Annotated in this window: 12 protein-coding genes; 6 read left to right on the plus strand and 6 right to left on the minus strand. The window is 66.5% G+C overall.

The window, feature by feature from the left end; all coding sequences use genetic code 11:
* Positions 1–62: 62 nt before the first annotated feature.
* Entirely contained in the window at positions 63–2660 is a 2598-nt protein-coding gene (locus KF833_13790; GenBank protein MBX3746373.1) for an AAA family ATPase, read from the minus strand.
* Complete coding sequence (locus KF833_13795) at positions 2657–3067, minus strand: hypothetical protein (protein ID MBX3746374.1); 411 nt, start codon at positions 3065–3067, stop codon at positions 2657–2659. Before KF833_13795 ends, KF833_13790 begins: the two co-directional genes overlap by 4 nt.
* Before the next feature lie 334 nt (positions 3068–3401).
* Between KF833_13795 and KF833_13800 the strand changes: the two genes are divergently transcribed.
* The 3 genes from KF833_13800 (at position 3402) to KF833_13810 (ending at position 5566) form a co-directional block, all read left to right on the plus strand.
* The gene (locus KF833_13800) at positions 3402–4325 is read left to right on the plus strand and encodes a DUF4338 domain-containing protein (protein ID MBX3746375.1); all 924 of its coding nucleotides are present in this window, start codon (positions 3402–3404) and stop codon (positions 4323–4325) included.
* Complete coding sequence (locus KF833_13805) at positions 4322–5176, plus strand: hypothetical protein (protein ID MBX3746376.1); 855 nt, start codon at positions 4322–4324, stop codon at positions 5174–5176. The genes KF833_13800 and KF833_13805 overlap by 4 nt, the downstream gene beginning before the upstream one ends.
* Before the next feature lie 99 nt (positions 5177–5275).
* Positions 5276–5566, plus strand: a complete 291-nt coding sequence (locus KF833_13810) for a hypothetical protein (protein MBX3746377.1) — start codon at positions 5276–5278, stop codon at positions 5564–5566.
* Between the two features lie 225 nt (positions 5567–5791).
* Here the strand turns inward: KF833_13810 and KF833_13815 are convergent, their stop codons facing one another.
* The 3 genes from KF833_13815 to KF833_13825 form a co-directional block, all read right to left on the minus strand.
* Positions 5792–8719: a PAS domain S-box protein gene (locus KF833_13815; protein ID MBX3746378.1), complete on the minus strand. Its 2928-nt coding sequence runs from the start codon at positions 8717–8719 to the stop codon at positions 5792–5794.
* A 117-nt stretch (positions 8720–8836) separates the two neighbouring features.
* Entirely contained in the window at positions 8837–9910 is a 1074-nt protein-coding gene (locus tag KF833_13820; GenBank protein ID MBX3746379.1) for a Gfo/Idh/MocA family oxidoreductase, read from the minus strand.
* Between the two features lie 10 nt (positions 9911–9920).
* Positions 9921–10220 carry an antibiotic biosynthesis monooxygenase gene (locus KF833_13825; protein MBX3746380.1) on the minus strand — a complete coding sequence of 100 codons (300 nt, stop codon included), beginning with the start codon at positions 10218–10220 and terminating at the stop codon, positions 9921–9923.
* A gap of 131 nt (positions 10221–10351) precedes the next feature.
* Between KF833_13825 and KF833_13830 the strand changes: the two genes are divergently transcribed.
* Together KF833_13830 and KF833_13835 are read left to right on the plus strand one after the other, a co-directional pair.
* A complete protein-coding gene (locus KF833_13830) occupies positions 10352–11281 on the plus strand; it encodes a sugar phosphate isomerase/epimerase (GenBank protein ID MBX3746381.1) in 930 nt (309 codons plus the stop codon).
* A 16-nt stretch (positions 11282–11297) separates the two neighbouring features.
* On the plus strand, positions 11298–12776 hold the full coding sequence (locus KF833_13835) for a sodium:solute symporter (protein MBX3746382.1): 1479 nt from the start codon (positions 11298–11300) through the stop codon (positions 12774–12776).
* Here the strand turns inward: KF833_13835 and KF833_13840 are convergent.
* Entirely contained in the window at positions 12694–13923 is a 1230-nt protein-coding gene (locus tag KF833_13840) for a PQQ-binding-like beta-propeller repeat protein (protein MBX3746383.1), read from the minus strand. The genes KF833_13835 and KF833_13840 overlap by 83 nt on opposite strands.
* Before the next feature lie 137 nt (positions 13924–14060).
* On the opposite strand from KF833_13840, the gene thiD reads away from it, so the two are divergent.
* Entirely contained in the window at positions 14061–14858 is a 798-nt protein-coding gene (gene thiD / locus KF833_13845; protein MBX3746384.1) for a bifunctional hydroxymethylpyrimidine kinase/phosphomethylpyrimidine kinase, read from the plus strand.
* The last annotated feature ends 94 nt before the right edge of the window (positions 14859–14952 follow it).

Below are 14952 nucleotides of genomic sequence, written 5' to 3' on the forward strand. Positions count from 1 at the left end.
GAAGCGCTCACCGCTTCGAAAAGGTCTTCCGCCCGGCGGTACGGCCGATTCCGGCCTCGGTACTACTTGCGCACGTATTTCATCCTCAACGCCGACTTGAACAAACGTCCCGCCCGCCACCATCCGGCATGGCCCGGGCGGTCCTCGAACATTCCGATATCCTTCATGCGCTGGAGCGCGTCTCGGAGGTCCGCGGCCTCGACTTTGCCGCCGCCGAGTTTTTGCAGTTCTTCCAGGCGCCTTTCGAATTCGAACGGTGTTTTAAGCCCATCGAATGCAGACAAGAGCTCGGTGACACGTTGGTCGTTTTCGGCGGGCCGCTCGGCCAGGCTGAGCAATACACTCAGTTCCTGTTTTACCTCGTCGAGGAACCTGACGGACGCACTTTCGTGGGCGGCCAGGATGAGGGATTGGTCGACTCTCCCGTCCTCCAAAGGATTCGCCCGAGTACTGCCTTGAGGCAATTCCTCCGGATGAGCGATGAACCGCAGAAACGCATCGAATAGTCGCGGGTAGAATGCAGCGCGAGTTTCATCGTCGCCGGCTGCATCCGAAAAGTAGGTCTTGAGAAACGTCAGGGTTTGAAGGTTATTTCTGCGGAGGCGGCGCGGAAAAATCTCCAGGAGAAGCGGTTCGTACTCCGCGGACGGAAGCTGGCCTGCACGAATGCGCACATCTTCCCTGTCGATGGCTTTGCAGGCATCTGGAAAGCTCTCTTGAAACCACCCGAGTTGGCCGATTCGGGAGAGAACGAAATTGAAGATCGACTGGGTGTTCCAGGTGAGATCGAGTTTGCGCCCGGCGGTTTGCTGTTCGACGTTTTGAAAAGCGCGCCGGGCGAGGTCCGTACGCAGAAAAAGACGGACGACGACTCTTTCCGAAAACTTGGCGTCCGACTGGATTGTGAGCAAAAACTTAAATAGGGCCTCAACGAACTCGATGAGTTGAGCCGCCCGGAATGCCGTTTCGATGCCGTCGATGAGAAAGACCCGGCGAGTCGGCAACCGTGCAGCCAGTTCGGCGATATCGGAGATACGAAGGGGTTTGGGCTTGCGACGGGCCTGATGTTCCTTCGACTTCAGACTCTTAAGGAACGCCGGCCCAGATGTACTGTCGGATTCGAGGGCTGCGGCAAGAATTGTCCACCAGAGCATCACCGGATCGTTCGAAAAATGGTTGGCCAGATCCGAGAACACAGCGTCACTGGAAGAAACTCCCCCCGATTTTTCGTCCGCTGCGACGATCAGCGGTTCGCCCAAACCCCGATTCTTGAGTTCCCGAAGAAGTCGGGTCTTACCTGTGCCTTTGCGGCCAAAGATGTAGGTAATGGGAGTGTTCGGTTGGAAGAGGCGCGCGATCTCCTGGGTCTGGATGAAGACCCCTTCATCACCCGCCCCGCTGGGGGAGAGTCGGGTGGAACGGCGTTCGCGACGTCGCTCGCGGACGACCGGTTCCTTTCTGCCGGAAAGACCGAGAACCTCCCGCAGTTGAAGCAACGATTGACGATTGCCCTCCGAGATTTCCGACAAGGCGGGAAAGCGATCGGTCACGAAGGCGCGATCGTGAAACCAGGAAACCCAGTATCGCTGGAAGTCCTCTGGGGGAAGGTCGTTGTCCGGCCCGGCGTAGTCGCTGGAACCGCGTTCGACCGCTTCTCCCAATCTGTCCAGAAATTCACTGATCCGCGCTCCATGCCTACCCAACATCTTCTCCCGCGTGTCCTCGGGATCGAGCGAGAAACTGACGTACGCGCCGGGGGTATCCTTGACCTGTCCGAGGAGAATGTCGAAAAGAGCGCCTGCTCCGCTGGATTGTTCATCGATACGGAGACAAATGACCGTCGGTCCCGGATACGCCCCGATCACTGGCAGCACCGAGGTGGCCAACCCGGATCGGTGATCCAAAAGGACAAAGTCGTAGCGATCCTTGGGCATTTGTTCGATGTGTCGACGAAGCCTATTGAGACCTTCCTCCAGAACCTCCACGTCGAGAGCGGACCGAAGCGCGAACGCCGCGAAGTCCATGTCGTACTCGGCGGAGACCGGTCGGCAGGCGATCAGGTCCACACGCCCGACGCCTCCCCTCGCGGTGTAGGCGGAACGGGTTTCGATGGGCTGGGTTGACATTGCGAGGCCAAGCAGCGTTTGGGATGGGCTGCTTGCCGCTGAGTCGAAGACGGCATCCAGGGAAGGGGCCTCGATGTCCGCATCCACTGCGAGCACCAGGTACCCATCTTCCGCGAGTTGTTGAGCGAGCATCGCAAGAACTGTGGAACGCGCCTGGCCTCCCTTATATCCGTAGAAATGAATTGCACGCGGGACGGCACTTTCGACGGGAGCGAACCCGGTCGCTTGACGCCCGGCCAGGAGCGGCAGCCAATGCCTGCCGGTCGCGGATACATCGAGAAAGTCGTAGTCGCGTTCGCGTTCTTCCGGCGTCACCAGGACGAGACTGAGAATGGAGGCCAGGTAGGATTGGTTGGCGCCGTTGCCAGACAGCCCCGTCTTTTCCACGAAACGTCGTTTCCTCTCCTCGTCCTCGAGACTTTCGAAGGCGGGATCCTTGCAGATCAGGTACAGCGTGGGGTGGAGATAGCGAAGTTCGAGTTGCGAACCGTAAGCCTCGTGGGCTCTTTTCACGATGGACGAAAGTGTGATCATATCGGCTCAGGCAATCGAACGTTGTTGCGCAGAAAGTGGCGGATCCTGTCGACACAGGCTCGCAACGTATCGAGTTCCCTGTCGGTGGAGGCACTTGTTTTCCAGTCCTGTGAGTGACGAAGATAGCGCAGGTCCGGATAGGCGGTGTGACGCACAAATCCGGGGGTATTGGTTACCTCCTGGGCGTGCAGTGCCGAAAGCTTATTGGCAAGGTCCGAACGATGTTGGTTGAGCGCGGCGCGACAGTTGGGATGGAGTTTGCCCAGTCGCTGGAGCATCTCCGGTACATCGTGACGAAGATTCTGGACGCGATGACCGTGCTTGAGCGCCTCCTTGAGCGCCAATTCGACTACGACCAATCCGGCATAGGCTCTCGCGAGAGCCGGAATCGTGGCGCCGGTTGCCACGGCCTGGAAGGCTGAGCGATTGTAAGTGCTGGGCATTCGGTCTGGGCAGGATCGCAGACTTCACCGAACCGCCTACGACAGGCTAAGCGGATCGGATCGATCTGTCACCCAAACAACCAGCGCTGCCCCTATCGGGGGGCGCATCTCCATGTTGTCGGAGGTTCGATCGGTCGAGGGATACGACGAGGTGCGAACTCCGCCAAGCGTCGCTTCGGAGGGCCGGGTTCCACGAGGCCGCAACGGTGTGGAGCACTGGGTTGAGGACTCGCAGAGCTCGTCCCTCCGATTCGCTGCCTCCGCACCCACAACTCGCAGATGCGCCCCCGGCCAGGCGGTGCATCCCCAAGTTGTCGGTGATGGGGCTGCACTACCGGGTAGGTACGGCGACAATCTGGGGGTGGTGATCGCCGAACAACAGATTCAAGGCAGGTGGATACGGGCGGAGGAGATTCTCGAACTTCAGAACTGGATTGGAGAGCATCCGGACTGGAGTCGTAAGCGCGTGGCCCGCGAGCTATGTGCCCATTGGGAGTGGCGCGACGCCCGGGGTCGACTGAAGGATTTTGCGGCCCGCAGCTTCCTGCTGAAGCTGGAGGCGCAGGGCGTACTCGATCTTCCTGCCTTGCGAATTTACCAGCGCCGCCCCCCGCGGAGGCCCCCTGACCTGCCGGGGTGGCAGGCTCCGGCGCCGTGGAGCGCACCCTTGAGGAAGGTGCAACCGGTGAGCGTGGAGGTGATCGAACCCGGCGGGGCTTTGGCGCGTCGGTGGGCCTTCTATCTTCACACCTATCACTACCTGGGGCTGCGCGAGGTCGGCGAAAACCTCGGTTACCTAGTGCGTGACGCCTTGGGCCGGGACCTCGCCTGCCTGCCTTTTAGCGCCCCGGCCTGGCGTTGTGCCCCGCGTGAGCGCGCTCTGGGCTGGAGCGACGCTGAACGCCGAAGCGGACTTCACACCCTGGCCAACAATACCCGCTTCCTCATCCTGCCGTGGGTTCGGGTGCCCCATCTGGCCGGCCATGTTCTCGGGGTGGTGGCTCGGCGCATTGGTGCGGATTGGCACGCAAAGTACGGCCATGGCCTGGACGGTCTGGAGACCTTTGTCGAACAGGACCGCTTCGCCGGCACCTGTTACCGCGCGGCCAACTGGCAGTGCGTTGGCCGGACCCAGGGCCGCAGCCGGCAGGACCGCCACCATACCTGCGCAGTGCCGCGAAAGGATATCTATCTCTATCGCCTGCGCCGGCGTTCGCGATGAACACCCTGCGACGACTCGAACAAGCCGTGCTGGCCGAGGAACGCGAGTGGACTCGCCGTCGTCTGGAAGGACGCCTTCAGCAGGAAGCCACGGCCTTGGCCCCGATTTGTCCACAAACCGGCGAGCGACTGCTGGATACCCGCTGGCGCAATCTCCGACTCGACACCGTCGTCGGCGTGGTAACCCTGCGCGTCCGTCACGGATACTCCCCGGCGCTGGACTGCCGGGTATGTCCGGCGCGCGTGCATTGGGGGATGGAGGCCTACCAGCGCCTGAGCCCCGAGTTCCAGGCTCGTCTGGCTTACACCGCCACCGAGGTCGGCTCCTACGAACGAGCCGTCCGGATCGCCGTAACCTGGGGCAGTCCCGCCAGCGACGGGCGCATCCACGAGCAGGCCCAGCGCCTTGGCCGGAGCGCCGCGACCCTCGAACTGCCCGCACCGGCTGTCCCGGTGCCCGAAACGCCCTTCAGCCTGGTGATCATGCTCGACGGCTGGATGGCCCGCGAGCGCGGTCGGGACTGGGGGGCCGACGCACGGAGGAAGGATCCTCAGCGGATCGCCTGGCACGAGATCAAGTCTGCCGTCATCTACCGGCTTGAAGCTCGTGCAGAAAGCGCCGGTGGCCGGGGCCTTCTGGTGGAGAAACATATCGTGGCAACCCCGCCGCAGACCTCGCCCATGGACTTCGGAGCCGCCGTGCAGACCGAGGCCCTTCGCCGCGGTCTCGGCCGAGCCCGAGCCGTCTATCTCGTCATGGACGGGGCGGTCTGGCTCTGGGATCTGGCCGAAAAGCGGTTTGCCCAAGCCCTCAAGACCCTCGACTTCCATCATGCTCGCGATCACCTCTGAGCGCTGAGCCAGGCGCTTCATGGCGAAAGGACGAAGGAAGCACAAACCTGGGTCAAACCGCTGCCGCGCTCCTTGCGCAAGGGCGGTGAAGCCCGGGTCGTGAGCCGCCTCGAACAACTCCTCCAACCCTCGGCGGCCCGTACACCGCAGGTTCAGGAAATCGTCGCTCGGGAAGTGAACTACTTTCAAACCCATCGCGATCATCTCCACTACCAGGAGATGGAGAAAGCCGGCGCGCCCAGGGGCAGCGGAGCCGTCGAATCCCTGGGAAAGCAACTTCAGGGCCGACTGCGCGGCTGTGGCCAGACCTGGGGACGTCCCGGTTTAACCCACCTCCTCAAGCTCTGCGTCGTCTTCAATAATCGAGACGAATCCCTCCTCTGGAACTGATCTTCGCCGACAACTCCGGGATGCACTGATCGGGCCCCTGCGCCTCACCAGGGAGTGACCTCGAAGGGACCCGCAGGACGAATCCTTGCGGGTTCGCCGTGCTTCCGTCCCGGGGAACCCGGCCCTCCAAGCCGTCCCGGAGGGACCGGGAGTTGGAGAGCCTGACTTATCACTGGCGCTTGTGCCGCACCCCCATCCCGCAATTCCTCCTGGATCCCTGGTCCCCTACTCCTCCCGCTCCGAAAACACCGGAAGCCGCACCGTCATGGCCGTCCCGGCCCCCACCGCGCTTTCCAACTCCAGGCGGCCGCCATGGATCTCCAGACAACGCTGCACAATGACCAGGCCCAGCCCGGTGCCCGATCGCTGCCCCACATTCCGCCCGCGGTGAAACGCCCGGAACAGCCACTCCCGATCCGCTTCCGGAATTCCGATCCCGTGGTCCCGCACGGTGCACACCGCCTCCGCACCTTCCCGCACGACACTGAACTCCACCGACTGTCCCGCCTCCGAATACTTCACCGCGTTGGTCAGCAGATTCGTGAAGATGTGCCGCAGCAACCCCTCGTCCGCCCGCGCCCGCGCCGGCAATGCGTCCACCCGCAGTTCGATCGGGCACCGCCGCGAGGTGACCGAATGCACCTCGTCGGTCAGCACCCGGAAAAACCCCGCCAGATCGAGCGGAGTCGGAGCAAATCCCATCCGCGCCGCATCCAGCCGTGACAGCAGCAGCACCTGCTCCATCAGATCCCCCATCCGCCGGGTGCTGCGCTGGATCGACTCCAGTTGCTCCCGGCGCTCCCCGGGGTCGAGGCGGTCGAAGTACTTCTCCAGAATGCCGGCCGACGACATGATGATCCCGAGCGGCGTGCGGAATTCGTGCGACACCATCGACACGAAATTGCTCTTCAACGCCCCCATCTCCTTCTCGTGCTGCAAGGCCCGCCGCAACTCCGCCTCCGCCCGCTTCCGTTCGCTGATGTCGTTGATCACCGCCTGGATGATCTGCCGTCCCCCCATCGTCACCCTCGTCAGAATCACCTCGAGCGGCACGTCCACCCCCCTCCCCGACCGGGCCACCCAGTCGAACCGCGCATGCCCCGTCTCCATGCACCGCGCAATGTATTCCCGCGCCACCACCGCCGAATCCCGCCCATCCGGCTGGGTCGGTGGCGACGTTTCGGCCGGGTGACGTCCGATCAGGTCGGCCGCATCCGGATACCCCATGATCCGGAGCGTCGCCGGGTTCACCTCGAGATACTTCTCCGTGTCGTGCAACATCACCCCCTGGCTCGAGGCTTCAAACAGCGCCCGGAACTTCTGCTCGCTCTCCCGCAATTCCCGCTCCGAACGCTTGCGCTCGATGGCCAGCGCCGTCTGCCCCGCCACAAACGTCAGTATCCGCTCCTCCTCCTCCCCGTACGCCTCCGGATGGTGATAATCCTGCACCGCCATCACCCCCAGGATCCGGCCCTGGAACTTCAACGGCACCCCCAGCCAGATGGCCGCCCTCCGCCCCGACTCGACATATCTCACCCCGGAAGGGTCCCCCAGCACCAACCGGTCCCCCTCCCGCACCTGCCGCGCCTGCGCCTCCGCCCCCAGTCGCACCGGCCGGCCGCTCCGCACCACCGCTCCGGTCAGACCCGTGTCCAGCGGACGCGGCGCCGGCGTCTCCTGGTTGAATTCGTCCCGGTAATACGGAAACCAGATCCGCTCGTGCTCCGGCTCCACCAACGCCAGATAGAAGTTCCGCGCCGGCATCAGGCCCCCGACAATTTCGTGGATCCGCTCGTACAGGCTCTCCAGGTCGTCCGCCGTGTGAACCGCCTCCGAAATCCGGTAGGTCGCCTGCTGGATCCGCTCCCGCCGATGCCGCTCGCTGTTGTCGGTGATGCTCGCCCTTAACAACCGCCGCCCCTCCGCCGGCAGCCGGATCAAACGCACCTCGCACGGAATCAGCCGCCCGCTCGTGTGCCGGTGCGTCCACTCGAACACCGGCGCCCCACCGGCCAGCGTCTCTTCCATCCGCTCCCGCGCCGCCTCCTCGGACAGACTCCCGTCCGGCTGGTGCGCCGGGCTCACATCCAGCGGGCCCAGCGTCGCGAATACCTCCCGCGTCACCCCGTACAGTCGCAATGCGTTCTCGTTCCCATGCACGAAATGTCCCAGCTCGGCGTCGTACACCACGATCGCCTCCGGCGCATGATCCACCAGGGCCCGCAAACTCGCCTCGCTTGTACTCAGCTCCGCCGTCCGCTCCGCAATCCGCCGCTCCAGCGTCGCATACAACCGCCGGATCTCCGCCGCCGCCCGTCGCCGCTCGGTGATGTCCGTGATCGCTCCGACATGGTACGCCACCGCCCCCGTCCGCGGTTCCCGCACCACCCGCGCACTCGCCAGCCCCCAGAAATGCCCCCCGCCCTTCCGCACAAACTCCACCTCCTTCTGACCGTACGCCCCCTCCCGCTCCAGTTGCTCGATCAACTCCCTCCACACCGCCTCCTCCGCATGCAACGCCGCGATGGGCTGCCCCCCCAGCGCATCCATCGCGTCGTACCCGAACAGTTCCAGAAACGCCCGGTTGACGATGATCAACCGATGCTCCGCGTCGCTCCGGTACATCGCCTCCGAAATGTTGTCGGCGATCGACGCCAGCACCGACTGGCTGTCCCGCAACGCGTGCTCAGCCCGCTTCCGTTCGCTGATGTCCCGCGCCACCAGCACCAGCACCGCCCTCCCCCCCATCCCCACCGGCGTCACCGTCACCTCCAGAGGCAGCAACTCCCCCGTCGCCCGCCTCGCCAGCCACTCGAATCGCGACCCGCCGCCGCCCACCGCCGTCCCCAACCAGCCCGCCACCGCCTCCCCCGAGTCCCGTCCGTCCGGTTGCCGCTCAGGGGACCAGTCCACAGGATGACTCCCCACCAGCCGCTCCCGTGATGCGCAGCCCATCAGCCTCGCCGCCGCGCCGTTCGCCTCCACAAACCGCCCCGCCCCCGCATCCATCACGAAAATCGCCTCCGGACTGCCGGCCACAAAATCCCGGAAAACCGCATCCCCCCCCGCCACCCCGCCCGAACCCGCCGCCGCAGTCGTCCCCTCCGGCCCGGTGTCGCCCGCGCCTGCCTCCCGACGAAGGGATCGTTTCATCTCGTGATCAGGACGCCAGGAATGCCTCACCGCTTCCGGGCTGCCAACGCCCCGAGCCTGTCAGCCCTCCCGCCCCGGATCAAACCCGCGCACCACCGCACGCCGCCCCGCACCCGCCTACAACGTCACCCAGGCCCCGTCCCGCGCCGACGCCAGCGCCGCGTCCATCACCGCCTGCGCCCGGGCCCCGTCGTGAAAGGTCACCGCGCACGACCGCTCCTCGCGGATCGCCTGGATGAACTCGACCGCCTGGTCGTACCGGAAGGTCACCAGCGGATCGCCCACACCCGGATCCCGTGGCGAACCAGGCCAGGTCCAGAACTCCCTCGGGACCGCCAGCGGTTCCAGCCCGGGGCCGCCCCGACGCCCATGCAGAAGCTCGTTCCATCGACCCGTGGTGAATTCGAAGGTCGCCTCGCTGCCGTTGATCTCGACGTAGTCCAGACTCCGCCAGCTCTCGTTGCGTCCGCTCGCCAGCTTCGAACTCTCCAGCACCCCGGTCGCCCCGCCCGCAAACGCCGCGAGAATCGCCACCCAGTCGTCCGTGTCGTTGGGCTGCCCGTCCCGTACCGGGGTCAGGTTCCGCAGATCCGCCACCAGACGCCGCATCGGTCCCACCAGGTGATGCGCAAAATCAATGCGGTGGCTCAACATGTCCCCCAGCTCCCCCGTCCCCGCCAGCGCCTTCCGCTGCCGCCACCCCAGGTCGCGCGTGCCCCAATCCTGCAACCGGCATGAACGATAGTGCCGCGGCTCCCCCAGATCCCCCGATCGCACGAGGTGATGCAGATACCGCATCGCCGGCACAAACCGGTAGGTGAAGGCCGTCAGATGCCTCACCCCCGCCCGGTCCGCCGCCGCCGCCAGCGCCTCGGCATCCGCCCGGTTCATCGCCAGCGGCTTCTCACACAGGACATGTTTCCCGTGTTCGATCGCCGCCATCGCGATCGGATGATGCGTCACGTTCGGCGTGGCGATGATCACCGCATGAATGTCGTCCCGGGTCACCACCTCCCGGTAGTCGCCCGTCGCCACCCCCGCCCCCGTCGCACTCCGCGCCCGCTCCCGCGTCGCCGGGTCCGCATCGCACACCGCCCGCACGCGCACCTCCGGACACAACGCCAGACCGGGAAGATGATTCTGCAGCGTGATCCCGCCGCACCCCACCACCGCCACGTTCAAGGCGCCCATGGCCACCCCCTCAACCAACCCGGCTGTACAACCCGATCTCCGGCGCCCCCGCCACCAGCGGCGCGGCCCGTCCCAGCGCCTCCGTCACGTGCGCGCTGCCCAGGTGCCGGTCCAGATCCTCCCGGCTCCGCCAGTTCTCATGGAACAGGAAGACCGTCGGATCCTCCGCCGCCTGGTGAAGATCGTAGTTCAGACATCCCTCCTCCCCCCGGGTCGGAGCCAGCAGCGCGGACAGGATTTCGCGCAGTTCGGATTCCCGCCCGGCCTGGGCCTGGATGCGGGCAACAACAGTGACAGGAACGAAACTCATGGGTCGGGTTCGCAATGGAAACGGACCCGCCCAGTAAGCCCGCCCCCGCCCCCGCCGCGCAAGCCGCTTCCCAACCGCTTCCCAACCGCTTTCGGCGTGGCAACCCGGAGCCCCTCCGTCAGGATGCGCGCGTGGCCTCCACGACGACCTTTTCCCGCCGTTCGTTCCTGAGCCTCGCCTCGGCGCTCGCCCTCGCCCCGGCCGTCCGGGCCGCCCAACCGTTCGTCCGCCACGGCCCGCCCCGCCTCCGCCTCGCCCTGGCAGCCTACTCGTTTCGCGACTTCTTCCAGGACCGCCCCGAAGGCGCCCCCGCCCCCGCCCCGGGAACCCGCCTCCTCAGCCTGACCGATTTCCTCGATTTCTGCGCCGCCCACCACTGCGACGGCGCGGAGCTGACCGCGTACTATTTCCCCCGCGAGGTCCGCGAATCCTTCCTCCTCGAACTCCGACGCCACGCCTTCCTCCGCGGCGTGAGCCTCAGCGGCACCGCCGTCGGCAACACCTTCACCCCGCCGCCTGGACCCCGTCGCGACCGCGAAATCGCCCACGTGAAACAGTGGATCGAACACGCCCGCGTCCTCGGCGCCCCCCACCTCCGCGTCTTCGCCGGCAATGCCGGGGGATCCGAACCGGCCGAAGCCAGACGCCGCTGCATCGAGGCACTCGAGGACTGCGCCGAATCCGCCGCCCGGGCCGGTGTCTTCCTTGGCATCGAGAACCACGGCGGCATCGTCGCCGAAGCCGGCGATCTCCTCGACATTGTCCGGGCCGTCCGCAGCCCCTGGGTCGGCATCAACCTCGATACCGGCAACTTCCACACGCCCGACCCCTACGCCGACCTCGCCCGCTGCGCCCCCTACGCCGTGAACGTCCAGTGGAAGGTCGAGATCCGACGCCGCGGAGCCCGACCCGAACCGGTGGATGGCCCCCGTGTGGCCCGCATTCTCGCCGACGCCGGCTACCAGGGCTGGGTCGCCCTCGAATACGAGTCCGCCGAAGATCCCTTCGTCGCCGTGCCCCGCCATTTGGACACCCTCCGCCACCTGCTCCGCCTCGAATAGCGCTCCGCCCCGGCCGATGCTCTCCCCCACGCTGATCGTCGCCTGCATCGGCGCCTACTTCCTCGCCCTGCTGGCCATCGCCTGGGTCACTTCCCGGCATGCCGGAAACGCCGCCTACTTCCTCGGCAACCGCGCCTCCCCCTGGTACGTGGTGGCCTTCGGACTCCTCGGCGATTCCCTCTCCGGCGTCACCTTCATCTCCGTCCCCGGCCGCGTGGGCGAAACGGCCTTCTCCTATCTCCAGGTGGTCCTCGGGTACGCGCTGGGCTACGTGGTCATCGCCCATGTCCTGCTCCCCGTGTACTACCGGCTCCAGCTCACCTCGATCTACACCTTCCTCGAACATCGCCTCGGCATCACCGCCCAGCGCACCGGCTCGGCCTTCTTTCTCCTCTCCCGCCTCCTCGGCGCCGCCGCCCGCCTCTACCTCGCCGCCGGCGTCGCCCAGCGCTTCGTCTTCGGCGGATGGGGCGTCCCGTTCTGGCTCACCGTCACCGGCATCATCGCCCTCATCCTCCTCTACACCTACCGCGGCGGCATCAAAACCCTCGTCTGGACCGATACCTTCCAGTCCGCCTTCCTCCTCCTCGGCCTCGTCGGTTCGGTCTATGCCATCGCCCGCGAACTCGGCCTCGGCCCCCTCGACCTCTTTCACGCCGTCCGCGAAAGCCCCCACAGCCGCGTCTTCTTCTGGGAATGGGCCCCGGCCACCAACTTCTGGAAGGAGTTCGTCGGCGGCGCCTTCATCGCCGTCTGCATGACCGGCCTCGACCAGAACATGATGCAGAAGAACCTCAGTTGCCGGTCCCTCCCCGAGGCCCAGCGCAATCTCCACTGGTTCGCCGTCATCGTCGTCCTCGTCACCGTCCTCTTCCTCACCCTCGGCGTCCTCCTCTACCGCTTTGCCGAAGTCCGCGGCCTCGCCATCCCCGGTCGCACCGACCTCCTCTTCCCCACCCTCGCCATCGAACACCTCGGCGGCTTCGCCGCCATCGTCTTCCTCCTCGGCCTCACCGCCGCCACCTTCTCCAGCGCCGATTCCGTCCTCACCACCCTCACCACCTCGTTCTGCATCGATGTCCTCGGCATGGAACGGCGCCCGGATCTCTCCGAGGAAACCCGCACCCGCTGGCGCCATCGGTACCACTGGGTCTTCGCGATCCTTCTCTGGCTCGCCATCATGGCCTTCGAAGCCCGCGCCAGCACCGCCGTCATCGCCCTCGTCCTCAAACTCGCCGGCTACACCTACGGCCCCCTCCTCGGCCTGTTCGCCTTCGCCCTCCTCACCCGTCACCCGGTCCGGGCCGCCTGGATCCCCCCCATCGCCATCGCCGCCCCCGCCCTCTGCGCCCTCCTGGACGCCCAGCTCCCCGTCTGGACCGGCTACCGCCTCGGCAACGAACTTCTCCTCCTCAACGGGACCCTGACGTTCCTGGGCCTGTGGTGGGCCCGTCCGTCCCCCCAAGACACCACAACGCCTGCCACGTCCGGATGAACAACTCCCCCCGTGATACAGCGGGGGACGCATTGACCACCTCGTCCAGGGCGTTGACCGCCAGCACCTCGAACCGCGGAGACGCCCGAATCACCACCGTGTCCCCGCCCTGGTTCACCACGTAGATCCGGTCCCCGACCAGCATCGGCGACGACCAGATCGCCCCGTTCGCCCCCGCCCCGGGCATCCGCTCCGACCACACCGGCTCGCCTGTCTCGAGGTCCAGACAGTCGAGGATCCCGTTCGCCCGGGCCCCGTACAGATGCCCCTCATGGATCACCCCGGTGCCGATCCGGCTGCGGGCCGGCGATTCCCGCCACACCCGGTGCGTATCCGTCACGTCCCCACGCCCCCCCAGCCGGATCGCCAGTTCCGCCCCGCGCAAATCCCCCGCCACCACCACGACACCTCCGCCCGCGACCGGCGAGGCCTTCGCCTGCAGCCCCAGGCCCCGCGCCTGCCAGATCGTGTGCCCGCTGTCCGGATTCAGCCCGGCCACATGGTCCCGCAGCGCCACCAGCAACTGCCAGCGCCCCTCCACCTCCGCCAGCAACGGCGTGCTCCATGTCCCGTACGTGTCGTCCGCCCCGGGCACCGGCCCCTCCACGCGCCACACCTCCCGCCCCGTCCGCTTGTCCACCGCCACCACGAACTCCCGGCTCCCCGGCCCGAAATTCAAATACACCCGCCGATCGTCCATCACCGGCGACGATCCGTACCCGAAACGATGCTCCTGCCGCCCCAGGTCCAGGCGCCACAGACCCCGCCCCTCCATGTCCACCGCCACCAATCCCGCACTCCCAAACCACGCCACCACCCGTTCCCCGTCGGTGACCGGCGACGACGACCCCGCCGGATTGCTCCGCTGCGTCCGCTCCCGGGCCACCCCGGGCACCCCCAGATTCCATCGAACCCGCCCGTTGCGCCGGTCCAGCGCCGTCACCACCCGCGTCGTCCCGGCGCCCTGCGTCAGAAAGACTGTGTCCCCCCAAACCGCCGGCGTGGAGTTTCCCGGACCCGGCAGCGCCACGCGCCAGCGCACGTTCTCGGTCCGGCTCCAGCGCAGCGGCGCCTCCGTCTCCAGACTCCGCCCGTCCCCCGAAGGTCCCCGCCACGCCGGCCAGTCGCCCCATCCCGCACCGATCATCCCCATCCAGACCGCCGCCGCGACAGCCCGGCTTCGCCAAGGGTGACACCACAGACACACGATCCGCACGCTAGGACAGGCTGCCCCCCGGACAAAGGCCATTTCCTGCGCCAGGCCGAGATGGCAGCCTCGGCCGCGTGCGACGTTCCTCCGCCGTTCCCTGCGCCCTCACGATCGCCGGCTCCGACAGTGGCGGCGGAGCCGGCATCCAGGCCGACCTCAAGACCTTCGCCTCCCTCGGTGTTCACGGCACCTCGGCCATCACCTGCCTCACCGCCCAGAACCCCCGCCGCGTCCTGGCCATTCAGGCCGCCACCCCCGAACTGCTCCGCCGCCAGCTCGAGGCTGTCTTCGAGGAACTGCCCCCCGCCGCCATCAAGACCGGCATGCTCTACTCCCGGGCGCTCGTCGAGGCGGTCGCCGGGTTCTTCACCGGCCGCACCCCCCCCTCCCTCGTCGTTGATCCCGTCATGGTTGCCACCAGCGGTGCCCGCCTCCTCCGACCGGCCGCCATCGCCGCCCTCCGCAAGCGCCTGCTCCCCCTCGCCACGGTCGTCACCCCCAATCTCGACGAAGTCCCGATCCTCGCCGGCCTCACCGTCCATGAGCCTGAAGACTTGCGGCGCGCCGCCCGGATCATCCATGAACGTTACGGCTGTGCGGCCCTCATCAAGGGCGGTCACCTCCCCGGTCCCGAGGCCGTGGATGTTCTCTGGGATGGCCGCGAGGAATGGCTCCTCTCAGCGCCCCGGGTTCAGCATGTGTCCAGTCACGGAACCGGCTGCACCTACTCTGCCGCCATCACCGGATACCTCGCTCTCGGCTGCTCCCTCGACCACGCCGTCGCCATGGCCAAGGAGTACGTCACCCAGGCCCTGCATCAGTCTGTTCGCACTGCCGCCCACCCTCTCCTCCAGCATTTCTGGACCCTCTGATCCGAACCCGCGTCCCCGCCTGCGACCCGGGTACCGTGGCCTTCCGCTCCCACCTAACCACCTCCAATTCAGGCCTTCATGAGGCACATTTGAG

The organism is Verrucomicrobiia bacterium (assembly GCA_019634625.1).
Lineage (GTDB): Bacteria > Verrucomicrobiota > Verrucomicrobiia > Limisphaerales > CAIMTB01 > CAIMTB01.

Excerpts from the sequence above, each read along its gene's own strand:
- KF833_13790 (MBX3746373.1), bottom strand. The coding sequence starts at position 2,660 with ATGATCACACTTTCGTCCATCGTGAAAAGAGCCCACGAGGCTTACGGT.
- KF833_13835 (MBX3746382.1), top strand. The coding sequence starts at position 11,298 with ATGCTCTCCCCCACGCTGATCGTCGCCTGCATCGGCGCCTACTTCCTC.
- KF833_13840 (MBX3746383.1), bottom strand. The coding sequence starts at position 13,923 with ATGATCGGTGCGGGATGGGGCGACTGGCCGGCGTGGCGGGGACCTTCG.
- KF833_13825 (MBX3746380.1), bottom strand. The coding sequence starts at position 10,220 with ATGAGTTTCGTTCCTGTCACTGTTGTTGCCCGCATCCAGGCCCAGGCC.
- KF833_13805 (MBX3746376.1), top strand. The coding sequence starts at position 4,322 with ATGAACACCCTGCGACGACTCGAACAAGCCGTGCTGGCCGAGGAACGC.
- KF833_13820 (MBX3746379.1), bottom strand. The coding sequence starts at position 9,910 with ATGGGCGCCTTGAACGTGGCGGTGGTGGGGTGCGGCGGGATCACGCTG.
- KF833_13815 (MBX3746378.1), bottom strand. The coding sequence starts at position 8,719 with ATGAAACGATCCCTTCGTCGGGAGGCAGGCGCGGGCGACACCGGGCCG.